Source organism: Janthinobacterium leeuwenhoeki (genome assembly GCF_051380795.1).
Taxonomy (GTDB): domain Bacteria; phylum Pseudomonadota; class Gammaproteobacteria; order Burkholderiales; family Burkholderiaceae_D; genus Janthinobacterium.
This window is the reverse complement of sequence record NZ_JBNYXT010000014.1, coordinates 91347-114324: the sequence shown is the minus strand read 5'-3', so window position 1 is coordinate 114324 and position 22978 is coordinate 91347. Positions and strand designations below refer to the sequence as shown.

Below are 22978 nucleotides of genomic sequence, written 5' to 3'. Positions count from 1 at the left end.
ATTAAAGTTGCGACAATTTCTGCAGCATTTGATCGGATGTGGTGATGGCCTTGCTGTTGATCTCGTAGGCGCGCTGGGTCTGGATCATGTTGACCATCTCTTCGGCCACGTTGACGTTCGACGTCTCGATATAGCCCTGCATCAGCACCCCGGCGCCGTTCGTACCCGGAGTGTTGGTCTGCGCCACGCCGGAAGCGCCCGTTTCCATGTACAGGTTTTCGCCCTTCGATTCCAGGCCGGCCGGATTGACGAAGGTGGTCAGTTGCAGGGAGCCGATTTGCGATGGCGCAGCCGTGTCGGGCAAGGTGACGGAGACGGTGCCGTCGCGCGCCACGGTCAGGCTCAGCGCATTGGTCGGCACGGTGATGGCGGGCTGGATCACAAAACCTTCGGACGTCACCAGCTGGCCGTTGGCATCCGTCTGGAATGAGCCATCGCGCGTGTAGGCGGTGGCGCCGTCCGGCATCAGCACCTGGAAGAAACCGGTGCCATTGACCATCACGTCGCGCGAATTGCCCGAGGCCTGGGGATTGCCCTGCGTATGAATGCGTTCGGTGGCCACGGTGCGCACGCCCGTGCCGATCTGCAAGCCCGATGGCAGCTGAGTTTGCTGCGACGATTGCGCGCCCGGCTGGCGCACATTTTGGTAGAGCAAATCTTCAAACACGGCGCGCGACTTCTTGAAGCCCGTGGTGCTGACATTGGCCAGGTTATTGGCGATCACGTCCATCTGCGTTTGCTGCGCTTCCAGGCCGGTCTTGGCAATCCAAAGGGAACGAATCATGATTTTTCTCCAATAACAGCGCTTACCAGCCCTGTAGACTATTTCTATGTGACCATTATGCGTTGGCCCCCATCAATTCAAAGCGAGGATCTGGGTGGCTTTCGCCGCGTTATTCTCGGCATTCTTCAACAAGCTCATTTGCGTTTCGAACTGGCGCGCCAGGGCGATCATGCTGACCATGGAGTCGACGGGGCTGACATTGCTGCCTTCCAGCGCCCCCGTGGTCAGCTTGACGGCCTGGTCGGCCTGCGCCACCGTGCCATCTTTCAGGCGGAACAGGCCGTCGTCGCCGCGCACCAATTGCTGCTCCGGCGGGTTGACCAGCTTGATGCGCCCCAGCACCGTCGATGGGCCTGGCGGCACGTCCGTGGAAATCGTGCCCACCGTGCCATCGCTGGCGATGGCCACCGTCACGCCAGGCGGAATCGCCATGGGCCCCGTATCGCCCTGCACCATCAGCCCGCCCTGCGTTTGCAGCATGCCGTTTTCATTGAGCTTGAAGGCGCCATTGCGCGTGTAGGCTTCGGAACCGTCGGCCGACTGCACCGCAATCCAGCCATTGTTTTCCACGGCGACATCGAGCGCGCGGCCCGTGTGCTGCATCGGACCTTGCGTGAAATCGGAACCGACCGTCGAATCGACGACGAAGGCGCGCGTCGGCATCATGCCGTCGGCCACCACGGGCACGGCGCGGAACGAGTCGAGCTGGGCACGGAAACCCGTGCTGGTGGCATTCGCCAGGTTATTCGCCGTGGTCGCCTGCTTGTCCAGAATGTGCTTGGCGCCCGAGCCGGCGGTGTAGATGAGACGATCCATGTGTTTTCTCCTGTTGCCTTCAACCCAAGGCAAAAACCGGGGTCGGACGGGGACGCCAAGTCCTTAAGGTCCGACCCCAGCCTTTCGCCGTCAGGGGTTCAAACGATTAGCGCAAGTTCACCAGAGTCTGTAAAACGGAATCCTGCGTCTTGATGGTCTGCGCATTCGCCTGGTAGGCGCGCTGGGCCGTGATCATGTTGACCAGTTCCGCCGTCAGATCGACGTTCGACACTTCCACGGCCGAAGCGCGCAAGTTACCCAGGTTGCCTGTCTTGGGTTCGCCCGTGACGGGTTTGCCCGAGGCCGAGCTTTCCACCCAGGCGTTGTTGCCCAGCGGCTCCAGGCCGTTCGGGTTGACAAAGTTGCTCAACACCACCTGACCGAGACTGCGCGTCTTGCCATTGTTGTACTGCCCCTGGATGACGCCATCGTCGCCCACGATGAATTGGCTCAGCTGGCCCGCCTTGAAGCCGTCCGCTTCCGTTTTCTTTTCCGCCGTGGCGGTGCCCAGCTGGGTCGATCTGCTGAAATCGACCTGGACCGACAGGGTCGCATTCGCGCCCGTGGCCGGGAAGATCGGCAAGTTGACAGTGACGGGCAAGGTTTGCGGCGGCGTCAGGGCCAGCATGGCGGCGCGGTCCAGGCTGCCGACCGTGTTGAAGACCAGCGAACCGGTCTTGACGGCTGGCACATTGGTGACGGCGCGGACGGCCGCGTCGATCTGGTCGGGCGTGCGGCTCGAGTTGATGCCATTCGGTACGGCGCTGCCGTAGGTGGCGGCGATGGCGGCCAGTTGCGCCGGCGTGGCGCCCGCGGCGGCGGCGGCGTTTGATACGGCGGCGCCGACCGCATTGCCATAGGCGACAGCGGCGGCCGTCACATTGGCCGGCACCAGCGGCACGGCCGTGGCGGCCGCCTGGTAGGCGGCGCGCGCGGCCAGCGAGGCAGGGTCAGTCTGCAGGGCTGCCGCGACCTTCATGCTGGTCACTTCCGTACCGTCAACGGCCGAGTAGACATCCCAGGTGTTGGTGCCCGTCTTGACGTAGAAATTCGACATGATATGAGAATTGCCCAGCGAATCGAAGACTTCGACGGGAAACTGCTTGCTGTACGAGGTGTCTTCCCCTGTCTTGAACGGCACCGTGGTCGGCATGGCCGTATTCGAATTGAGGTTGACTTCCGTGTTGACTTTGGTCGTTGCCTGGGGCTTCATGTCCGACTGGTCGATCTGCAGGGGCACGATGGCGCCGGCCACGATCTTGCCGTTGACGTCGGCCGGATAGCCGGTCAGTTGCGCCAGTTGGGCGTTGACGATGAAGCCGCTCTTGTCGACCTGGAACTGGCCGTTGCGCGAGTACTGGATGGCGCCGTTGACGCTGGTACGGAAGAAGCCGCCGCCATTGATGGCAATGTCGAGAGGATTCGACGACGATTCCAGGTTACCTTGATTGAATTTCTGGGCGATTTGCGAGACCGATACGCCGATCCCCGCCTGGTTGCCGCCCACGCTATACAGCGAATTGGCATAAATGTCGGCGAACTGGGCCTGCGACTGCTTGAAACCCACGGTCGACGAGTTGGCGATATTGTTGCCGATGACGTCCAGCGATTTGGCGGCGCCATTCAAGCCGCTCAGGCCTTGTTGGAAAGACATTGTGTTCTCCTGGTATAAATTAGGGGTAGAGGGTCACGCTAAGGGGAAGCGGCTTACAGAATCTGTTTCACGTCGGCCATGGTGATACTGCCCACGCCAGGGACATTCAATTTCACGCCATTCGCGCCCGTCGACACGCTGGCGACCGAACCGAACATCAGCGCCGTAGCATCCTTGAGTTTGGTACCGCCGCGCGTCGCTTCCACCGTGAAGGTATAGGCGCCGTCGGCCAGCACGACCGGCTTGCCGTCCTTGCCGACATCGGCGGTGGAACCGTTCCAGCCCAGCGGCAAGGTGCCCGCTGGCTGTGCGCCCAGGTCGATGGAATGGACTTCCTTGCCATTCTTGTAGATGATGACCTTGACCTTGTCGGCTGGCGTGGCCAGGTCCACGCCCAGCAGCGCGGCGCTCTTGCTCAGGTTGATGTCCTTGCCCGCCGTCAGCACGCCATGGCCGATGATGTTGGCCGCCTGCATGGATTCGGCTTGCTGGTAGCTGGCTTTCAAGCTTTCCACGGTGGTATTGAGCTTGTTGACGCCCGTCACCGTGGACAGCTGGGCCAGCTGGCTGGTCAGCTGTGCATTGTCCAGCGGATTCATCGGATCCTGGTTTTTCAACTGGGTAACCAGCAGGGTGAGGAATTTGTTCGTTTCCGCTTCGACACTGCCTGCAGCGGCCGTTGTCCTCTTCGGATTCATCGTCGCCATCAGGTCGGTGGTGACGGTGCTGTTCGTATCGATGGTTGCCATAATGATCAGTCAGCCTTATTGGCCGATGGTGAGGGTTTTCAGGAGCAGCGACTTGGCCGCGTTCATGGTTTCCACGTTGGTCTGGTACGAGCGCGAAGCCGACAGCATGTTGACCATCTCGTCGACCGTATTCACGTTGGGCATGGTGACGTAGCCCTTCTCGTCGGCCAGCGGGTTCTTCGGGTCATAGACCAGCTTCATCGGCGACGGGTCTTCGATCACCTTCTGCACCTTGACGGCCGTGGCGCCGTTGGCCATGGGCACGGCTTCGAACACCACCTGCTTGGCGCGGTAGGCTTCGCCCGAGGCGCTGGTGGCGCTGTCGGCATTGGCCAGGTTGCTGGCCACCGTATTCAGGCGCTGCGCCTGGGCGCTCATGGCCGAACCGGACACATTGAAGATATTAAATAGCGACATGATTATTGTCCTCCCTGGATGGCCGTCAGCATGCCCTTGATCTGCGAGTTGAGGAACGTCACCGCCGCCTCGTAGCGGATGGCGTTGTCGGCAAAGGCGTTGCGTTCGAGATCCATGTCCACCGTATTGCCATCGACGGCGCCCTGGGCCGGTGCGCGGTACAGCAGCGGCGTGCCGTCGGCCAGGGTCTCGACCTTGCCGCCCGTGCTGCTCCCTGCGGCAGCGGCGACGCCCTTGCCCGGCATATGCTGCGGCGCCGTGCCCTTCAGGGCCGGCGGCACACCATCCTTGCGCGCCATCGCCCCCTTCAGCGCGCTGGCGAAATCGACATCGCGCGCCTTGTAGTTGGGCGTGTCGGCATTGGCGATATTCGAGGCGAGCAATTCCTGGCGCGTCGAGCGCAGGCTTAGCGCCGTCTCGTTGAAGCGCATGTAATCGTCGAGTTTCCCTATCATGTCAGGCTCCGGAAAGATCTGCCACTGGCGCCCGAGATGGCGAAAGGATGGCGGTATAGTGATGACAGGAAACATAGTACGGTGCCCACCGGCAAGGCCATCGCCGGATCAGACCATACTTTTACCCCTTAATCGGCGCTTCGAACGGGGCCGCGCGCTCTATCATGGCAATATTCCAGAGGCCTATCACCATGAAAACACCGCTTGCTTTCCTCTTCGCTCTTGCCGCCCTGCCACTGCTGGCGCAGGCGCAAAACGCCGGCCGGCAGACGCCGGAAGCGCTGCGCAACAGCGTGGAACAATTCCTGCAGGTGCAAAGCAACGGCTTGCCGGGCAAGGTGACGATCAGCGTCGGCGCCGTCGATCCGCGCCTGAACCTGGCTGCCTGCCCCGCGCCGCAAGCGTTCATGGCACCGGGTGCGCGCGCCTGGGGCAAGACCACCGTCGGCGTGCGCTGCACCGCGCCCGCCAACTGGACCATCTATTTGCAAGCGAACGTGGCCGTCGTCGGCGACTACGTGGCCAGCGCCGTGCCGCTGGCGCAAGGGCAAGCCATCGACGCCAGTCAGCTGGTGACGATGCAGGGCGACCTGGCCGCATTGCCGGCAGGCATCGCCACCGACATGGCCCAGGTGGTGGGCGCCAGCACGAATATTTCCTTGCCACCCGGTACGCCGATGCGCCTCGACACCCTGCGCCGCAAGCCGGTGGTGATGCAGGGCCAGCTGGTGCGTGTCGTTTCGAGTGGCAACGGTTTCCAGGTAGCATCAGAAGGACGCGCCATCGGCAGCGCCGGCGATGGCCAAACGGTGCAGGTACGCACGCAGAGCGGCCAGCAGATCAGCGGCGTGGCGCGGGCGGGCGGCCTGGTGGAGGTCGCGTTTTAAACACGGATGGACAGCGATATTGTGGTCTGGCGCACTAAAGTTTCCGCAAAAGGTGCCGATAATGACACATATCCCGGAGTTTTTTGACTTCGACCAGACGAGGATCACGCTGTGAAAATTACCGATAACACCATTAAAAGCAATCCCGGCCTGCCGGTGGCGCCCGCGAGTACCTCCGGCGCCCGGAATGCCGAGAAAGCCCAGGCAACACCGACAACGTCGGACAATGTACGCCTGTCGCCGCAAGGACAGGCATTAGCGGCCAGTGCAACTGCCGGCAGCGGCGCCGTGTTCGACACGAAAAAAGTCGAACGCATCAAGCTGGCGATCGCCGACGGCCAGTTCCAGGTCAACTCAGAAAAAGTGGCGGACGGTCTCCTCGACACAGTCAAGGACTTGCTGCACTCACGAAATAGATAGGTTCCCTCATGCAATCAGTGACTCCGTTTTCCAGCCTGCGCGACGAGCAACAGCTCATGACCACATTGCTGGCATTGATGAAAGAAGAACAGCGGCATCTGGTTGCCGCTGACATCGATGCAATCACGGAGCTCACGGCGCGCAAGACGGCACTGGTGGGACAATTGAGCCAGCTGGCGGCGCAACGCCACCAGGCGCTGGCGGCAGCGGGCTTCACGGCCGCAGAAGCGGGCATGGAAGACTGGCTGGTCGGCGCCAATGAGGCCGAAGCGGCGCCCCTGTGGAAAGCCCTGCTCGAGACGACGCGCGAAGCCAAGGAACAAAACCGCCTGAACAGCCTGCTCGTCAACAAGCACATGGTACATACGCAAGGCGCCCTGAACGCCATGCGTCCCCCGGCCCAGAGCGGCAATTTCTACGGCCCCAGCGGCCAAGCGACGACGAACATGGCCAGCCGGCGCGTCGTCATCGGTTGATTTCCCTTATTTAATTAGCCTCCCCCGGCAAGGCGCAGCGGCCTTGCCAGCTCAACCGTGCGCGGGACGCCCCGCATGCTGGCGATATTTCGCCACGATGGCTTGCGCCCTGGCGCTGGCGGCAGCTTGCTGCTCCGGCGTCAGTTCGGCCTGCAGCCAGTGCCAGTATTCATCCTGATACGGATTGGTAACGCCGGGCGCCAGGATATCGTCGTAGACCTGGCGCAGAACCAGCAGGTAGCCATACGCTTGCGGCGCATCCTTCTGCACCACCTCGCCATCGCGCAGATACACCATCATCAGGGTCGCCACGCTGCTCAGTTCAGCTTCATCCGCCTGCGCCGTCAGCTGGGCGATGGCTTGCCGCTTCCACGCCTGCACCAGCGGATCGTCGGGACGGTTGCGCAGCGCGCTGCGGTCGCCGAACGGCCCTTCCGACAGGAACAGGGTGGCGGCGCCCGGCACGCCCGCCTGGGCGGCAGTGGCCAGGTAGCCGAGGCGGTCCTCGCTCTGGCGCTGCGTCAGGCCAGCGCACAGATGTTGCTGGACGGCTTTTTCTTCCACCGTCATCTCGCGCCCCAGCTCGAATTCCAGCCCCGGCAAGCGGCTTTCGCGCTGGAAGACGATGCAGTCGTCGAGCAGCTTGAAGGCCGCATACGCGTCTTCCGGCTTGCCACTGACAGTCAGGCGCGCAAGCTGCTGCGCCAGGGTTACGGGAACGGGCGCGGCAGCGGCGAGCGGGCTGGCATCGATATGCAAATACGATTCCAGGCTGCGTCCCGGCGGTGCACCGGCGGCAGCCACGTCCGCTTGCGGCGCGCCGCCGTCAGGCGCGGGCCAGTACGCCAGCGCCAGCACTGCCGCGATGGCGGCGGCAATGGCGATGCCGGTAAGCTTGATATTCATTTTGAGTGGCGCGCGTGGATGGGAAACGCACGTTACCACAGGCGCGCGGCAGCGGGCCGCACGCCTCCACACCCTCAGCCGCCGGCCTTTTTCGGCTGGTGGCCCAGCTTGGCCAGCGCGGCCAGGATAGTGTCCACATGGTCGCCCTGCACTTCGATCACGCCATCCTTGACGGTGCCGCCCGAGCCACACTGCGTGCGCAACTGCTTGCCCAGCAGGGCCAGCGCGATGGCGTCCAGCGCCAAGCCCTTGACCACGGTGACGCTCTTGCCGCCGCGCCCCTTGGTCTGGCGCGACACACGCACCACGCCATCGCCCGCAGGCGCCGCCTTCGCTTGCGCCTTGCACGCGCATTGCGCCAGCGGCTGGCGGCAAGCGGGACACATGCGGCCCGTTTCGGTGGAATACACGAGACCGCCCAGGGAGTTGCTTTTCATGATGATGAAATAAAAGGAAAGAAGGCCGCGATTGTACCAAGCCGGAGCGGGATCAAGCGGACTCCCTACCCGTCCGGCGGCGCGCGGCCGACTGTGCTATTAACGCAAGGTAACGAACACGGGATTCGAATAGAACCACAGGCTGCGGTAATTGCGGTCGTTGATGTCATTGAAACGCTGGGTGCTGTCCGTCGTGCCCGTGCGCTGGTCGGCCAGCGGCTCGCCGCCCTGCGTCAGACCGGCGACATCGGTACCCAGATTGGTGCCGCGCAAGCGGAAATACTGGTTCTTCGTCGCCGTCGTTTCGTAGCTCACGCTGTAGTAGCCGTCGGCCCCGACCTTCCAGTCCGCGCTGGTGAAGCGCTTGAGTACCCGCGTGCTGGCATTGGCGGCAACGTTGTAGGCCGGCGTGCCCGCCGCCGCCTTCGCGCCCACATCGCCGACGATCAGATCGACATGGTCGACCACGGGCTTGACGTTGGCGGCCACGCCGCTATCGACGGGCTTTTCGTAGTTGTTTTTGGCCGGGCTCCTGAAGCGGATGGTAATGGTGACTTTATCGCCGTTGCCGACTTTCAGCTCCCCGCCCATCTCCTTGCGGTCATCCTTGCTGGCCAGGTTGAAGTCCAGCGCGTTGATGAGGTCGCCGTATGTCGAGAACATCTTGCCCGAACGCAAACCAGCCAGCAAGTCCTTTGCCAGCGGTGCACCTTGCGCGCCGTTGAACACATAGTTCTTTGCATACTCGCCGGGGAAATAGCCGCTGCTGTTACCGCCGACAATCTTGAAGTGGGTATCCGAATCGGTCAGGTTCCAGATGCGGCGCCCCTCGCCCAGCAGCGCATCCCATGGCCCGCCCAGCTTGGCCACCACGTAATCGACGCCGCCATACACGCGCAGCAGCGCATTGTCATCCGTATAGGCTGCCGTGTAGCCGCCACGGTCCGGTTCCATCTGGTTGCCAACCATGCCTTCGATGGCGAACATGATGTTGGGGGCGGCATCGTTAAAGGCACGCAAGTCGGCGATGCTGTAACTGCCCTTGTTGCGCGACGGATGGTTGATGACGGCGTAGCTGGTCTCCGGATAGTTCTGCTTGAGCCAGTTGATGGCTTGCAGCGCATCGGCAGCCGTCTTGTTATAGCGGGTTTCGCCATGTTTGGCTTTCCATGCCGCCACATCGGCAGCGTCGAACATGCTGGCGTCACGTGTCGTAAACAGGTACTCGAACTCCTTCATGCCCCTGGTGCTGGCAGTCAGTTTATCCGCCCCTTCGAACAGGCCGATGCCGATGTGATCGTGGGTCGGCATGTCCCACTCGAAGCCGGAAAAGATCAGTTTGTCGGCGTAGTTGCCGCCCGCCTGCAAGGCCTGCACGCGTGGAATTTCATAGCGCTCGGCGCCGATGGACATCGGGATGGGCGCCGGCAGCGGCGCGCCCAGTGCGTCGCGCGTGGAGACGCGCAAATGGTTCGACAGGGCCATCCAGTCGAGGCCGTAGCTGCCGAAGGCCTTGGCCAGTACCTTGTCCAGCGTCTGGCTGACATCGGCGTCGGCCGATTGGGTGGTGTGGGTATGCAAATCGCCGGCGATCCAGCGACCGGCGGGTAACGGTGGCACGCTGCCAGCGGGATCGCTATTGCCGCCGCAAGCGGCAACGCCCAGGAGGATGGCAATGGCCGAAGGAAGCAACATTTTGGAGTAAGACATGGGTTAAACCTGGAAGCTGAAAAGAAGTGCGACAGCCTAGCATTCCAGTATGACCAGCGAATGACATGGGCCTGGCCCTGCCGGACTAGCGCCGGCCCGAAAGCCAGTCCTAGTTGGCCGGCGGCGCCGTCGGCACTTCCGTCACCGTTTCGGGAATGCCGGACAAAATCGTCACGGCGACCCTGCGGTTGCGCGCGCGTCCTTCCCCGGTGTCGTTGGGTGCCACGGGGATGTTGTCGGCGTGGCCCACGGCCGTCAGACGCGACGCCTTGACGCCGCTGGCGATGAACAAGCGCACCACGGCGCTGGCGCGCGCGGCCGACAATTCCCAGTTCGAGGCAAAATTGGAATTGCTGATCGGCTGCACGTCCGTATGCCCTTCCACCTGCACGTCGTGCGTATCGTCCTTGAGCAGCACGGCGACGGCGCGCAAGGCCTGGTCCGACTCCGTCGTCAGGCGCGCCGCGCCCGGATCGAACAGCACGCTGGCATTGATTTCCACGCTCACGCCGCGGCTCGTCTGCGTCACGCGGACTTTACCCTCTTTGACCAGTGGCGCCAGGGTGGAGGTCAGGTCCTGCGCCAGGCGCGTCATGTGTTCGCGCTCGCGGCGGATGGCTTCCGCGCGGCGTTTCAGGGCGGGATTCGGCAGCGGGATCGCTTGCGGTGCTTCCATGATGATGGGTGGCGCACCCTTTTCCAGGCTGAAGGCCTGGCCGATGGCATTCTGGAAAACGCGGTATTTACCTTCATTGACTTGCGAAATCGCATACATCACGACGAAAAAGGCGAACAGCAAGGTGATGAAGTCGGCATACGAGATCAGCCAGCGGTCCTGATTGTCCGGTTCCTCATCATACTTCCTGCGCGCGCGCCGCATCATGCTCAGTGCTCGTGCAGCAGGCTGGCCACGCGCTCTTCGATGATGCGCGTGTGGTCGCCCGTGGCGATGTCGTACAGCACGGCGGCCGTGATTTCGTATTGCAGCACGCGGCGCGAGACGATGGCCTTGAGTTTATTGGCCACCGGCAGGAACAGCAGATTGGCCAGGCCCACGCCATAGATGGTCGAGACAAACGCCACGGCGATGCCGCTGCCTAATTTGCTGGGGTCGGTGAGGTTTTCCATCACGTGGATCAGGCCCAGCACGGCGCCCAGGATACCGATGGTGGGCGAATAGCCAGCGGCAGACTCCCACACCTTGACGGCCTGGCGTTCGGCCAGCTCATAGGCGGAAATTTCCACGTCGAGCAGCTGGCGCAGCTTGTCGGGCGCGATGCCGTCGACGATCATCCGCAAACCCTTGGCGTTGAAACGGTCGGCAGTGTTTTCCATCAGGCGTTCAAGCGCCAGCGGGCCGTCGCGGCGCGCCGTCAGGCTCCATTGCCCGATGTCGCGCGCCAGCGCGGCGCGCGTGTCGGCAGGCGGCAGGAACACCCAGCGCAGCATTTCCAGGCCGCGCACGAAGGTGCGCAGCCGCGTTTGCAGCAGCACGGCGCCGAAGGTGCCGATGACCACGATGGCAAAGGCGGCCGGCTGCAGCAGGGAGGCCATCTTGCCGCCTTCCAGTGCCTGGCCGACCAACAGGCCCGCCAGCGCCAGCGCCAGCCCGATTACGCTGGACCAGTCCACGCCTGCTCCCTCAAGGTTGCGCGCAGGCGCGCGACGGCCTGGGTATGCAGCTGCGAGACGCGCGATTCGGACACGCCCATCACCGCGCCGATCTCCTTCAGATTCAGCTCTTCTTCGTAATACAGGCCCATGAGTATTTTCTCGCGTGGTGGCAGCGCGTCGATGGCATCGATCACGGATTGCCGGAAATCGGTATCGAGCAGGGAACGCAAGGGGTCGCTGTCCTCGTCCACGCAATGGCGGTCGAGGAAGCTGTCATTGCCGTCCGGGTCATGAAAGTCTTCGTAGTACACCAACTGGTGGCCGCCGCCGTCGCCCAGCATTTCCTGGTAGTCGGCCAGCGACATCTTCAGCAGTTTCGCCACTTCCGACTCCGTCGGCGGGTGGCCCAGGCGCTGCTGCAAGGTGCTCATCGCCTCTTCGATCTTGCGCATGTTCTGGCGCATGCTGCGCGGCAGCCAGTCGCTGGTGCGCAATTCGTCAAGCATGGCGCCGCGGATGCGCAGCACGGCATACGTCTCGAATTGCGCGCCATGCGTTTCTTCATAGCGGCTGATGGCATCGAGCAGGCCGATCATGCCGGCCTGGATCAGGTCATCGACCTCGACCGAAGGCGGCAATTTCGCCTTCATATGGTGCGCCAGACGCTTCACCAGCGGAATGTGCTCCGTCAGCAAATAGTCCTTGTTCGATTTCCCTTTGACCGTGTACATAGGCTGCTTATTGTTTTCTTATCTTATCTGGTGCTACGGTTCGATTCAGGCGCTGAACTGGTGCGGGCTCCCCGTCTGGTACAAGGTGCCGCCGAGCACCGGCGACGCCGAACGGGCCAGCCGCTCGGCCAGTCCGCGAAACGCCACCGAAGCGCCCGCCAGCGGAAACGCATCGACCACGCTGCGGCCCAGCCGCGCCGCGCGATGCAGATATTCATCGGCAGGCACCGAGCCCATCGAGGTCAGCTTCACGGCCAGGTAGCGGCTCGCCGCCTGCGTCATATTATCGTATACCACTTTTGCCTCGGATTCGGAAGCGCCCGTGACGAGAATGCCGAACGGACGGCGTCCCAGTTCCTGGCTCAGGCGCTTGATCAGGCAGTACGCCGCCTTGATCGAGGTGGCGCTGGTAGACACTTGCACGACGATATCGGACGAAGCCATCAGCGGCACGGGGAAGCAATCGCCCTCGTCGGCCACGACGCCGTCGACCAGCACGATGCCGCTCTGGCGCGCCAGCACGTCGAAAGTCTTGCCCAGGCGGCGCAGTTCGTCCTCGCCCGCATAGTCCATGCTGTCCATCAAATGGTTGCGCGCGCCCAGGCTGGCCACGCCAAAGCCTTGCTGCACCTGGTGGATGACCTGGTTCAAGGCGCATTGCTGGCGCGCCACGTCGCGCAGGCTGGCGCCGTGCGCCAGTCCCAGGCGCGCAGCCACGCCATCGCTGCCGCCGCTGGCGTCGAGCAGCAGCACGTCATTGCCGCCGTAGACAAGCGAGGCGCCCAGGTTGACCAGCATGGCGCCCTTGTCGTCCTGCGGCGTAGCCGAGAGGAATGTCATGACGCGCGGCTGCGGGCCGGCCAGCATGCGGCGCAAGCCTTCGGCCTGGTCGAAATCGAAATTAGCCAAGGCGCACCCCGCGCGCTTCATTGTTGCGGGCGGCTGCCTGTGCCATCAAGAGCGGCAGTTCGGCATCGGAAAACTGCGTCGCCGCCGCATCGCGCTTGAGCTTGAAGGCGCGGTCGATCAGGTAGCCGCGGTCGGCCAGGTACAGGTCTTCCGGCACGCGCTGGCCGTTCGACACATAAAACAGGTTCAGTTTCTGGCGGATCACCACGTCGAGCACATTGCCGATCGAGGCCGCTTCATCGAGCTTGGTCATGATACAGCCGGCCAGGCCGCTGCCCTGGTAGGCGCGCACCACTTCGTTCAACGTTTCCTGCGTCGCCGTCGAGTTCAGGCACAGCAAACGTTTCACGTCCGCGCCGGCGCCTGACAGCATGGCCACCTGTTCCGTGACCATCTGGTCGCGCTGGCTCACGCCCACCGTATCGATCAGCACCGTGTGCTTGTTCTTGAGCTCCTTCAGAGCGATGCGCAAGTCCGCCTCATCCTTCACCGAATGCACCATCACGCCGAGGATCTTGCCGTAGATGCGCAGCTGTTCATGCGCGCCGATACGGTAGGCATCCGTGGTGATCAGGGCCAGCTTTTCCGGGCCGTGGCGCATGACGCAGCGGGCCGCCAGCTTGGCCGTGCTGGTGGTCTTGCCGACACCGGTCGGGCCCACCAGGGCAAACACGCCGCCCTGCTCCAGCATGGCGTCTTCATTGGCCACCGTATTCAGGTTGCGGCTGAGGACAGTCTTGATCCAGCGCATGCTTTGCGCGCCATCCAGGCCGGCCGGCAGCTTGTCGATCAGGTAGCGCGCCAGGCTGGCGGAAAAACCGGCGGCCAGCATTTCGCGCAGCACGACGGCTTTTTGCGGCTCGCGCTGCTGCGTCGAACCCCAGGAGATTTCCGCCAGCTGGGTTTCCATCATGCCGCGCATGGCGCGGATTTCATTCATCATGCCGCTCATTTCGGCGGCGGCGTTTTCTTTGACGTGTGCCAGCGCGCTGGCCATCATCTGCTGCATGCGGGCCATATCCACTGGCTCAGAGGCAGCCTGGCGCGGTGCAGCAGGACGTGGCGCAGCCGGGCGCTGGGCCGGGGCGGCCGCACGCTGCGGCGTGGCGAACTGGGTCTGCAACTGGGGACGGGGCTGGGCCATTTCGGAGGCGGCCGGCGGCGACGCCAGCGAAGCGGCATCGTCATTGGCCAGCGCGAGGATTTCCACCACGCCATCGGCCTGGCGGTTCGACAGGATCACGGCATCGGGACCCAGCGCTTCGCGCACCTTGCGCAGCGCATCGCGCGACGAGGCGCCGGTAAATTTCTTCACATTCATGACCGGCCTCCCAAGGCGGGGGTGGCGCAATATTGGCTGAACTGTGTGACCATCGTCGACTCCTGTTGCTTGGGTGCTGTCTTCCACATGGACACAGATCACCCGGACAGTTTCCATTATTAGCGATGCTTGCAGGAAACGATCGAAGGAACAGGACGGGAAAGTACCCGTTATTCAGTTTGCCAGCAGGAAATTGATGTTTATTTGACCAAAATCAAGGGCTAAGCAAAGGCTGGGGTCAGACCCCCTCACACGTTGGCGATGACCTTGGTGTTGGCGGTGTTGAGGGTCTGACCCCGGTATTGACTATGTCAACTATTGCGCGCCCACCAGGCTGGTGACGCGTATCGTCTTGGTTTCCGGCACTTCCGCATGCGACAGCACTTTCAGCTGCGGCAAGGCGCGGCGCAGGAAGCGCGACAGCAAGGCGCGCAGCGGCGCCGGCACCAGCAGCACCGGTGTCAGGCCCAGCGCTTCCTGTTGCTGGGCGGCAAGTCCCGCCTGGTGCGCGATGGTGTCGGCCAGGCCCGGCTCGATGCCGGCGCCATCGCCGCCATTGCCCATCGCTTGCATCAGCAAACGCTCCAGGCGGCTGTCGAGGGTCATCACGGACAGTTCGGCCGCGCCGGGGAACAGTTGCTGCACGATGGCGCGGCCCAGGGCCACGCGCACTAGCGCCGTCAGGTCGTTCGGATCTTGCGTGCTGACCGTATGCTCGGCCAGGGTTTCGATGATGCTGCGCATGTCGCGGATGTGCACACCCTCGGCCAGCAGGTTCTGCAGCACTTTTTGCAGGGTCGACAGGGACAACATCTTCGGCACCAGGTCTTCCACCAGGCGCGGCGCATCCTTGCCCAGGTGGTCGAGCAGCGACTGCACTTCCGCACGGCCCAGCAGCTCGGAAGCGTGCGAGGTGATCAGGTGGTTCAAGTGCGTGGCCACCACGGTACCGGCATCGACGACCGTGTAGCCCATCGATTGCGCCTGGTCGCGCAAGCTGGCGTCGATCCAGGTGGCGGGCAAGCCGAAGGCGGGGTCGTTCGTGGCCAGGCCCGGCAAGGTGCCGCTGGCCATGCCGGGATTGATGGCCAGGAACTGGCCGTTGAACGCTTCGCCCACGCCCACTTCCACGCCCTTGAGGGTGATGCGGTAGGCGGACGGCTTCAACTCCAGGTTGTCGCGGATATGCACGGGCGGCGCCAGGAAGCCCACTTCCTGGGCAAATTTCTTGCGGATGCCCTTGATGCGCTTGAGCAATTCGCCACCCTGCGTCTTGTCGACCAGGGGGATCAAACGGTAGCCCACTTCCAGCCCCAGGGTATCGACAGGCATGATGTCTTGCCAGCTGGCTTCTTCCTGCTCGGGCGCCACGGTCGCTTGCGGCACGTCGGCCGGCTTTTCGGCCGCCTCTTTTTCCTGCGTGCGTTTCTTGCTGATCAGATAGGCGGAGCCGGCCAGCAGCGAGGCAAGCAAGAGGAAGACCATGTTCGGCATGCCGGGAATCAAGCCCATGCCGCCGATGATGGCGGCGGTAATATACAGCACTTGCGGTTTCGCAAACAGCTGCCCCACCAACTGGGTGCCGATGTCCTGGTCGCTGGCCACGCGCGAGACGACGATACCGGCCGCCGTGGAAATGATCAGCGAAGGAATTTGCGCCACCAGGCCGTCACCGATGGCCAGCAGGGTGTAGTTCTTGAGTGCATCGGCAAAGCCCATATCATGCTGCAACAAGCCTACCAGCAAGCCGCCGACGATGTTGATGACGGTGACCATGATGCCGGCGATGGCGTCGCCGCGCACGTATTTGCTGGCACCGTCCATGGCGCCATAGAATTCCGCCTCCTGCGCCACTTCCGTGCGGCGGCGGCGCGCCTCGTCTTCGCCGATCAGGCCCGCGTTCAGGTCGGCATCGATGGCCATCTGTTTACCAGGCATGGCGTCCAGCGCGAAACGGGCGCCCACCTCGGCGATACGGCCCGCACCCTTGGTCACCACGGTAAAGTTAATGATCGTCAAGATGATGAACACCACGATACCGACCGTGTAGTTGCCGCCAATCAAGAAGTGACCGAACGCTTCAATCACTTTACCGGCCGCGTCGGCCCCCGTATGGCCTTCCGTCAGCACCACGCGCGTGGACGCCACGTTCAGCGACAGGCGCAGCATGGTCGACACCAGCAGGATGGTCGGGAAGGCCATGAAGTCGAGCGGCTTGACCGTGTACAGCGCCGTCAGCAGCACAATGATGGACAGCGCGATATTGAAACTGAAGAAAATGTCGAGGATGAACGCCGGCAGCGGCAGCACCATCATCGCCAGCAACATGATGATGATGATAGGCGCGGCGAGGCCCTTGCTGGCGTTGTTGCTCATTCCGCTGAGCCAGGCTGGCAATCTCAGGCCGTTCATGGTGTACTTCCTTTATTCTTGTCTGCTGCGCCGGCTGCGGGCGGTGTCTGCGATGCGGGATTCTGCGGGTCAAGCTCGGCCGGCACGTCGAGTTTCTTCGGCTTGTCGGGTCGCTCGCCCTGGCCCTTGCCGTAGCTGCGCAGCTGGAACACATACGCCAGCACTTCGGCCACGGCGCCATACAGCGCCTCGGGAATCTCGTCGCCGATGTCCGTATGCTTGTACAGCGCGCGCGCCAGGGCCGGCGCTTCCAGGATGGCAACCTTGTGCTCACCGGCCAGTTCGCGGATCTTCGCCGCCACCTCGTCGATGCCCTTGGCCACCACCTGCGGCGCGCCGCGCGAATTCTCGCCATACTTCAGGGCCACCGCGTAGTGGGTAGGATTGGTCACCACCACGTCAGCCGTCGGCACGTCGGCCATCATGCGGCGGCGCGACATTTCATGCTGCATCTGGCGTATCTTCGCCTTGATCTGCGGATTGCCATCCGATTCCTTCGACTCTTGCTTGACTTCCTGCAAGGACATTTTCATCTTGTTGGCGTAGTGCCACATCTGGTAGGGGCCATCGATGGCGGCGATCAGGCCCAGCGCGCCCACGATCAGCAGGAAGGCCGTGATCAGCAGGCTGATCAGATGCGCCGAGCCGGAGCGCAAGGATTCGACCGACAAGCCCAGCACGGCGTCTTTCTGATGCTGCATCACCATCCAGGCGACGACGCCGACGACGAGGGTCTTGGCGATGGCCTTGAGCAATTCCACCAGCGCATTCTTCGAAAACATATTGCCCAGGCCGCGAATCGGGTTGAGCTTGCCAAAATTGGGGGTGAACGCCTTGGAACTGAACAGCCAGCCACCCACCAGCACGGGCGAGGCCAGCGCGACGAGCATGATGGCCAGCGCGTACGGCAGGCAAGTCAGCAAGACCGAGCCCACGTCGTAGCCGATGCGCAACATCATCGCGTCGGGATTGAGTATCTGCTCCCGGTCCAGGGTCAGCCCGGAGACCATGACGGCCGTCAGCCGCCGCACGATGGCGTCGCCGGCAAACCACAGGCAGCAGCCGGACGCCATCAACACAGTGAACGTTGCCACTTCACGCGATCGCGGAACGTCGCCTTCCTCACGCGCCTGCTCGAGGCGCTTCGGTGACGCGGCTTCGGTCTTTTCTGCGTCGCTGTCTTCCGACATCAATCAACTCCGGTGAAGTCCTGCAGCCTGGCTAGGCGCAATACGGACTGGGCATGACACATTATCGGTTCAATTACCGCAATGCCATCAAGGGAAAAGGAGGGCGAATCCCCTGCTTTTCCTTTGCTCCCCAGTAAGCTTAGCGGGACTTGCGCGCTTCAGCCTGTTTCACCGTCTGTTCTATCGCGCCAAATAGCGACTTGCCGTCATCGCCCAGCATTTCCAATCGGACAACATCACCAAACAGTAAGTATGGCGTGCTGGCGACGCCATCGGTGATCATCTCCTGGTTACGTCGCTCAACGATGCTGGAAAATCCCTTCTTGACTTCCTTGTTGGCGACCCCGCCCGCGCTGACCACGCTGCCGGCGCGGGCATTGCGCGTCTGGCACAGATGGGCGAGCAATTGCGGATAATTAAACGCCATGTCGGCGCCTGCGTGGGGCTGGCCCGTCAACTTGCCGTTCAGGCTGCAGCGCAGGGCGTAATGCACCTTGCCGCCGCGCCAGGCGTCGCCCAGCTCGTCGGGCGTGATGGCCACCGGTGAGCAGGCCATGGCCGGTTTCGCTTGCAGGAAGCCGTAGCCGCCCGCCTGCTCGTCGGGCGCCAGGTTGCGCAGGGTGATGTCGTTGACCAGCATCAACAGCTTGATGTTCAGGTGCGCCTGGTCGGGCGTGGAACCCATGGCCACGTCGTCCGTGATGGCGGCGATGCCGGCCTCGTAATCGATGCCCCACTGCTCGTGCGCCAGAGTGATGTCGTCGTGGGCGCCGAGGAAATCGTCGCTGGCGCCCTGATACATGCGTGGCGCCTCGCGCAAATTGGCGGGCGCGTCAACGCCCGCCGCCTTGCAAGCCCGCTCGATCTGCTGCAGGTAGGACGTGCCGCCCACGCGCAGGCTGCTGCGCGGCAGGGGCGCCATGCAGTTGGCGGGGTCGAACTCGAAGGCCCGATGGCCACGGCCGCTATTGATGGTCTGGTACAGCAAGTCCAGCTGGGGCGCGATGAAACTCCAGTCGTCGAGCGCCTTTTGCAGGGTCGAGGCAATGCCATCGGCCAGATGGGCCGTTTTCAGGTCGCGCGAGACGACAGCCAGCTGGCCGTCGCGCGTGCCATCCTTCAGGGTAGCTAATTTCATGTGGAGGAAACTTCGTCAAATGCAGGTAGTGGAGGCTAAAGACGCCAAAAAGCCGGGAAGTCCCCGGCTTTGGCGGTCAGAAGGGATTTACGCCAGCAGCGCGATCTGCTCAGGCGTCAGATAACACCACTCGCCTTCGGCGATGCCCAGCGATTCCAGGGTCAGGCTGCCGATGGCGGAACGGTGCAGCGCGCTGCAATGGTTGCCGGCGGCGGCCAGCATGCGCTTGACCTGGTGGTATTTGCCTTGCTCGAGGACGATTTCCAGCTGGAATTCTCCGCGCTTGACGCAAACGAGGGCTGCCAGCGGGGCCGGTTCGTCGTGCAATTGCACGCCAGCCAATAACAGGGCCACCAGTTCATCGGTCACAGGCTCTTGCGTGGTAGCCTGGTAAATCTTTGGCACGTGACGCTTCGGTGACGATTGTGCATGGATAAAGGGGCCATCGTCGGACATCAGCAGCATGCCGGTCGTATCGTGGTCGAGCCGGCCGACGGGCTGGACTTCGCGCCAGGTGAATTGCTCCGGCAGCAGGGTCAGGACGCCAGGATGATGGCTGGGTTTGCGCGAGCATTCGAAGTTGGCAGGCTTGTTCAGCGCCAGGTACAGGTGCGCGCGGTAGACCCACTCTTCTTCGAACACGTGCAGCACCAGGCCTTCGGTCTCGACGGTGGTGCGGTAACTGGTCTGAGTCACGCCATCGATGACGACATCGCCATCCTCGATGAGGGAACGACAATATTTACGGGTGCCAAAACCCTGCGATTGCAGGATGCGGTCTAGGGATAATTTACTCATGGGCGTGACTTTACCAGAAGCGGCTGGCAGCGTGAAGCGGCGGCACCTGGCGCCTGTGCGGTGGTGCCAGCAGCACAAAATCATCGCGCAGGCAGAAATACCAAAAAGTACAAGGTGAGATTTGGCGAGAAATGGATGATTCCTTTGAGATATATCAAGCGCTCGGAATATCGCATTGATAGACTGAAACTTCGTTAGGAATCCGCCTAATGCGCTTTAGGAATAATAACCAGCAACGACTCACAAGGACATTGTATGAAGCATACCGATACCATCGCCTTACAAGGCAGCATCGCCGACATGCGCCAGCGCATCGCTGCGGAACAGGCGGCCATGCATAAAGTCAGACTCGGCGTGGCGCGCTGGAGCAGCGCCCCTGCGCCGCAAGATGCGGACGCGCCGCCATCGCCCGCCAGCCAGACGCACTGGCATGCCGAGGCACAACGCCACTTCATGTGCTGGCTGGAACTGGGCGGTTTTGCGCACGCGGATGTGGAAGCCGACAACGTGACCGCGCCTGCCATGGCGGACACGCCGCCCGACATCGGCACCAGCGCCAGCACCAGCATCAGCGCCAGTGCAACGGCAGCCCGGCAATCAGACGCCTCACCCCTGCCCGCGCACTGCAACGGCTGCGCCGCCTGAGCGCGGCCCATCCGACCAGCCATGCCCCGCCCCCGCATGCCTGCCTTGCCAGCAACCCAGACACAACATCCGGCGACACCGGCCCATCCAGTACATACGACGCACAAAAGGAAACGGCGGCATTGCGCCGCCGTTCCCAAGCCCCATCGGGACTTCAGTGAGGAATGTAAATTCACTCAAAACCACATCTGCGATGCGGCGAGTAGTTCCAAGACCTGCCAATCAAGTTAGTACTGACAACATAGTTGATATATCGCCCCTCCTTGAAAAGAACTACGCTTTCACTATAGCCCAAGCAGCCCCATTTTCAAGTCAATTTACCACCTTATTGAAAATCATTCTCGACTGACTTGCCTGCCAGCCAAGAGTGATGTCCTCAGCGCAACGCCGGTTGTGACTGCTGCACGGCTGCCTTCATGGCGCCGGCACCCATGGCGGCGCCAAACTTTTTGAGCACCCGTTCCGGCAAACCCTCATGCTGCGTGTAGTCGACGATGTCTTCCGCCTTGACGACATCGCGCGCCACGCTGTCGACCGTGCCGAAATCGTCGGCCAGGCCCATTTCCACGGCTTTCGCACCCGTCCAGTACAGGCCCGAGAAGGTCTCGGCCGTTTCCTTCAGCCGCTTGCCCCGTCCCGCCCGCACGACATCGATGAATTGCTGGTGGATTTCATTGAGCATGCCTTGCGCATACGCCTTGTGTTTTTCCGTCAGGGGGCTGAACGGGTCCATGAAGCCCTTGTTCTCACCCGCCGTCAGCAAACGCCGCTCGACGCCGACCTTTTCCATCACGCCTGTAAAGCCGAAGCCATCCATCAGCACGCCGATGGAACCGACCACGCTGGCCTTGTTGACGTAGATACGGTCGGCGGCGGCCGCGATGTAATAGCCGCCCGAGGCGCACATTTCATCGACCACCACATACAAAGGCTTGTCCGGATAGCCCTTGCGCAGACGCTGCATCTCGTCGACGATCATGCCGGCCTGCACGGGACTGCCGCCCGGGCTATTAATATGCAGCACCACGGCGACGGAACCGGCATCGGAAAATGCCTTGTCCAGCGCGGGGATGACAACGGCGGCCGAGCCGCTGCCTTCCGAGTCGATGGCACCGCTGATGTCGATCAGGGCCGTGTGGCGGCCCAGGGTTTCGCTGTCGTCGGCCGTGTTGTAGTCATAAAACACCCACAGTGCGAACAGCACGATCAACAGGCCGAAGAGCTTGAAAAAGATGCTCCAGCGGCGATGCGCGCGTTGCTCTTGCAAAGTGGCAAATACCAGCTTTTCCAGCACGTCGCGCTCCCAGCGTCCCGCAGGGGCACCGTGGCCGGCGGCTGGCGCGCTGCTGTCCAGCTTGTCATTCGTGTTATCGCTCATGGTTCACTTTGCTTAAATTACAGAAGACCTGCCCCGGCCTCAGGCCGGCATTGGCTGGACATACTCGTCGGCTTGCCAGTACAGCTGGCCATCGCGCTCGGCCACGGCAATCGGACGCAAGCGCCCGCCCTTGCAGGGACCGCCCGCGCACAGGCCGCTTTCCGGCACATAGATGGCGCCATGCGTCGAACACATCAGGTACAAGCCGCTGGACTCGAAGAACTCGCCCTCTGCCCAGTCCAGTTCGATTGGCACGTGGGCGCAGCGGTTCAGGTAGCCATACGCCTTGCCGCCGTGGCGCACGACAAAGCCGGTAGTCGCTTCGCCACCGGCCGAGACGGGAAAGCGCACGCCCTTGCCGCCATCGGCCACGGCGTCGGCAGCGCAAATGAAAACATCGACAACATCGCTCATCATGCGTGCTCGCTCAGCCATTGATGCAGGTCGGCCACCGTGGCGGCCGAATACAGGGGATTGCAAGCTTGCAACTGCTCCACCGGATGCGCCCCATACTCTACGGCAATACTGGCCGCGCCCGCATTGCTTGCCATCAACAAATCATGACTGGTGTCGCCGATCATCACGGTGCGGCGCATATCCTGCCCCAGTTCGCGCGTCAGCTCCTGCAGCATGGCCGGATGGGGCTTGGAAAAGGTTTCGTCGGCGCAGCGCGTCGCATCGAACAGCGACAGCAGCTTGACGGCATTCAAGGAGCGGTTCAGGCCGACACGGCTCTTGCCCGTGGCAACGGCCAGAAAGTACGCTTGCTGCGACAATTCCTGCAGCATTTCGTAGACGCCCGGAAACAGCGCCAGTTCGTGGTCGCGCGACAGGTAGTGATAGCGGTAGCGCTCGGCCATGCGCGCATGGTATTTCGGCTCCACGTCGGGCATCACCAGCTGCATGGCTTCCTGCAAGCCCAGGCCGATCACATGCGAAGCGACCAACTCGGTGGGAATTGGCAAGCCCAGGTCTTTGGCCGACGCCTGGATGCACTTGACGATGGTCGAGGTACTGTCTATCAGCGTACCGTCCCAATCGAAGACGATCAGATCAAATTGCTTTCTTGCCATGTTTCCCGACGGCATAACCGCCGGCTCCTTGAGAATGAATAATGGCCTCACTATCTTG

At 62.5% G+C, this 22978-nt stretch carries 25 protein-coding genes; 4 read left to right on the top strand and 21 right to left on the bottom strand.

Annotated features, from left to right (window positions below; genetic code table 11):
* Position 1: 1 nt before the first annotated feature.
* The 6 genes from flgG to flgB form a co-directional block, all read right to left on the bottom strand.
* Positions 2-784, bottom strand: coding sequence for a flagellar basal-body rod protein FlgG (gene flgG / locus ACQ4WS_RS13575; protein WP_436477012.1), 783 nt, complete (start codon positions 782-784; stop codon positions 2-4).
* A 72-nt stretch (positions 785-856) separates the two neighbouring features.
* A complete protein-coding gene (locus tag ACQ4WS_RS13570; protein ID WP_436477010.1) occupies positions 857-1600 on the bottom strand; it encodes a flagellar basal body rod protein FlgF in 744 nt (247 codons plus the stop codon).
* Between the two features lie 106 nt (positions 1601-1706).
* Positions 1707-3254, bottom strand: coding sequence for a flagellar hook protein FlgE (locus tag ACQ4WS_RS13565; RefSeq protein ID WP_436477008.1), 1548 nt, complete (start codon positions 3252-3254; stop codon positions 1707-1709).
* A 53-nt stretch (positions 3255-3307) separates the two neighbouring features.
* The gene (locus ACQ4WS_RS13560; protein ID WP_436477006.1) at positions 3308-4003 is read right to left on the bottom strand and encodes a flagellar hook assembly protein FlgD; all 696 of its coding nucleotides are present in this window, start codon (positions 4001-4003) and stop codon (positions 3308-3310) included.
* A gap of 15 nt (positions 4004-4018) precedes the next feature.
* A complete protein-coding gene (gene flgC / locus ACQ4WS_RS13555) occupies positions 4019-4420 on the bottom strand; it encodes a flagellar basal body rod protein FlgC (RefSeq protein ID WP_071322379.1) in 402 nt (133 codons plus the stop codon).
* Between the two features lie 2 nt (positions 4421-4422).
* Positions 4423-4875, bottom strand: a complete 453-nt coding sequence (gene flgB / locus ACQ4WS_RS13550) for a flagellar basal body rod protein FlgB (protein ID WP_436477004.1) — start codon at positions 4873-4875, stop codon at positions 4423-4425.
* 191 nt (positions 4876-5066) lie between these two features.
* Between flgB and flgA the strand changes: the two genes are divergently transcribed.
* The 3 genes from flgA to ACQ4WS_RS13535 all read left to right on the top strand — a co-directional run bounded on the left by flgA (position 5067) and on the right by ACQ4WS_RS13535 (position 6658).
* Entirely contained in the window at positions 5067-5762 is a 696-nt protein-coding gene (gene flgA, locus ACQ4WS_RS13545; RefSeq protein ID WP_436477002.1) for a flagellar basal body P-ring formation chaperone FlgA, read from the top strand.
* 111 nt (positions 5763-5873) lie between these two features.
* Positions 5874-6182, top strand: coding sequence for a flagellar biosynthesis anti-sigma factor FlgM (gene flgM, locus ACQ4WS_RS13540; RefSeq protein WP_034787161.1), 309 nt, complete (start codon positions 5874-5876; stop codon positions 6180-6182).
* Positions 6183-6190: 8 nt separating this feature from the next.
* Positions 6191-6658 carry a flagella synthesis protein FlgN gene (locus ACQ4WS_RS13535; protein ID WP_436476999.1) on the top strand — a complete coding sequence of 156 codons (468 nt, stop codon included), beginning with the start codon at positions 6191-6193 and terminating at the stop codon, positions 6656-6658.
* Positions 6659-6709: 51 nt separating this feature from the next.
* Here the strand turns inward: ACQ4WS_RS13535 and ACQ4WS_RS13530 are convergent, their stop codons facing one another.
* From ACQ4WS_RS13530 to ACQ4WS_RS13475, 12 genes are all read right to left on the bottom strand, one after another.
* A complete protein-coding gene (locus ACQ4WS_RS13530) occupies positions 6710-7564 on the bottom strand; it encodes a hypothetical protein (protein WP_436476998.1) in 855 nt (284 codons plus the stop codon).
* Positions 7565-7638: 74 nt separating this feature from the next.
* Positions 7639-8001, bottom strand: a complete 363-nt coding sequence (locus ACQ4WS_RS13525; protein ID WP_436476996.1) for a translation initiation factor Sui1 — start codon at positions 7999-8001, stop codon at positions 7639-7641.
* A 99-nt stretch (positions 8002-8100) separates the two neighbouring features.
* On the bottom strand, positions 8101-9711 hold the full coding sequence (locus ACQ4WS_RS13520) for a CehA/McbA family metallohydrolase domain-containing protein (protein ID WP_436476994.1): 1611 nt from the start codon (positions 9709-9711) through the stop codon (positions 8101-8103).
* Between the two features lie 109 nt (positions 9712-9820).
* Positions 9821-10591: a flagellar motor protein MotD gene (motD, locus tag ACQ4WS_RS13515; RefSeq protein WP_436477026.1), complete on the bottom strand. Its 771-nt coding sequence runs from the start codon at positions 10589-10591 to the stop codon at positions 9821-9823.
* Between the two features lie 5 nt (positions 10592-10596).
* Positions 10597-11343: a flagellar motor protein gene (locus ACQ4WS_RS13510; protein ID WP_298413925.1), complete on the bottom strand. Its 747-nt coding sequence runs from the start codon at positions 11341-11343 to the stop codon at positions 10597-10599.
* On the bottom strand, positions 11325-12056 hold the full coding sequence (locus ACQ4WS_RS13505) for an RNA polymerase sigma factor FliA (protein ID WP_010400804.1): 732 nt from the start codon (positions 12054-12056) through the stop codon (positions 11325-11327). The genes ACQ4WS_RS13510 and ACQ4WS_RS13505 overlap by 19 nt, the downstream gene beginning before the upstream one ends.
* A 45-nt stretch (positions 12057-12101) precedes the next feature.
* Positions 12102-12965, bottom strand: a complete 864-nt coding sequence (locus tag ACQ4WS_RS13500) for a MinD/ParA family ATP-binding protein (protein ID WP_436476991.1) — start codon at positions 12963-12965, stop codon at positions 12102-12104.
* On the bottom strand, positions 12958-14286 hold the full coding sequence (gene flhF, locus ACQ4WS_RS13495; RefSeq protein ID WP_436476989.1) for a flagellar biosynthesis GTPase FlhF: 1329 nt from the start codon (positions 14284-14286) through the stop codon (positions 12958-12960). Before flhF ends, ACQ4WS_RS13500 begins: the two co-directional genes overlap by 8 nt.
* Before the next feature lie 315 nt (positions 14287-14601).
* Complete coding sequence (gene flhA / locus ACQ4WS_RS13490) at positions 14602-16698, bottom strand: flagellar biosynthesis protein FlhA (RefSeq protein WP_436476988.1); 2097 nt, start codon at positions 16696-16698, stop codon at positions 14602-14604.
* Positions 16695-17888 carry a flagellar biosynthesis protein FlhB gene (flhB, locus tag ACQ4WS_RS13485; RefSeq protein WP_436476986.1) on the bottom strand — a complete coding sequence of 398 codons (1194 nt, stop codon included), beginning with the start codon at positions 17886-17888 and terminating at the stop codon, positions 16695-16697. The genes flhA and flhB overlap by 4 nt, the downstream gene beginning before the upstream one ends.
* 139 nt (positions 17889-18027) lie before the next feature.
* A complete protein-coding gene (locus ACQ4WS_RS13480; RefSeq protein ID WP_436476984.1) occupies positions 18028-19026 on the bottom strand; it encodes a fumarylacetoacetate hydrolase family protein in 999 nt (332 codons plus the stop codon).
* 87 nt (positions 19027-19113) lie between these two features.
* Complete coding sequence (locus tag ACQ4WS_RS13475; protein WP_436476982.1) at positions 19114-19824, bottom strand: pseudouridine synthase; 711 nt, start codon at positions 19822-19824, stop codon at positions 19114-19116.
* Between the two features lie 255 nt (positions 19825-20079).
* Between ACQ4WS_RS13475 and ACQ4WS_RS13470 the strand changes: the two genes are divergently transcribed.
* Positions 20080-20469: a hypothetical protein gene (locus ACQ4WS_RS13470; protein WP_436476980.1), complete on the top strand. Its 390-nt coding sequence runs from the start codon at positions 20080-20082 to the stop codon at positions 20467-20469.
* Positions 20470-20845: 376 nt separating this feature from the next.
* On the opposite strand, the gene ACQ4WS_RS13465 is transcribed toward ACQ4WS_RS13470, so the two are convergent.
* From ACQ4WS_RS13465 to ACQ4WS_RS13455, 3 genes are read right to left on the bottom strand one after another with little or no spacing between them, the layout of a single operon-like run.
* Positions 20846-21847 (bottom strand): S49 family peptidase, encoded by a 1002-nt coding sequence (locus tag ACQ4WS_RS13465; RefSeq protein WP_436476978.1) that lies wholly within the window; start codon positions 21845-21847, stop codon positions 20846-20848.
* A gap of 39 nt (positions 21848-21886) precedes the next feature.
* Positions 21887-22264: a Rieske (2Fe-2S) protein gene (locus ACQ4WS_RS13460; RefSeq protein WP_436476976.1), complete on the bottom strand. Its 378-nt coding sequence runs from the start codon at positions 22262-22264 to the stop codon at positions 21887-21889.
* Complete coding sequence (locus tag ACQ4WS_RS13455; protein WP_436476974.1) at positions 22261-22920, bottom strand: HAD-IIIA family hydrolase; 660 nt, start codon at positions 22918-22920, stop codon at positions 22261-22263. The genes ACQ4WS_RS13460 and ACQ4WS_RS13455 overlap by 4 nt, the downstream gene beginning before the upstream one ends.
* Positions 22921-22978 lie beyond the last annotated feature (58 nt).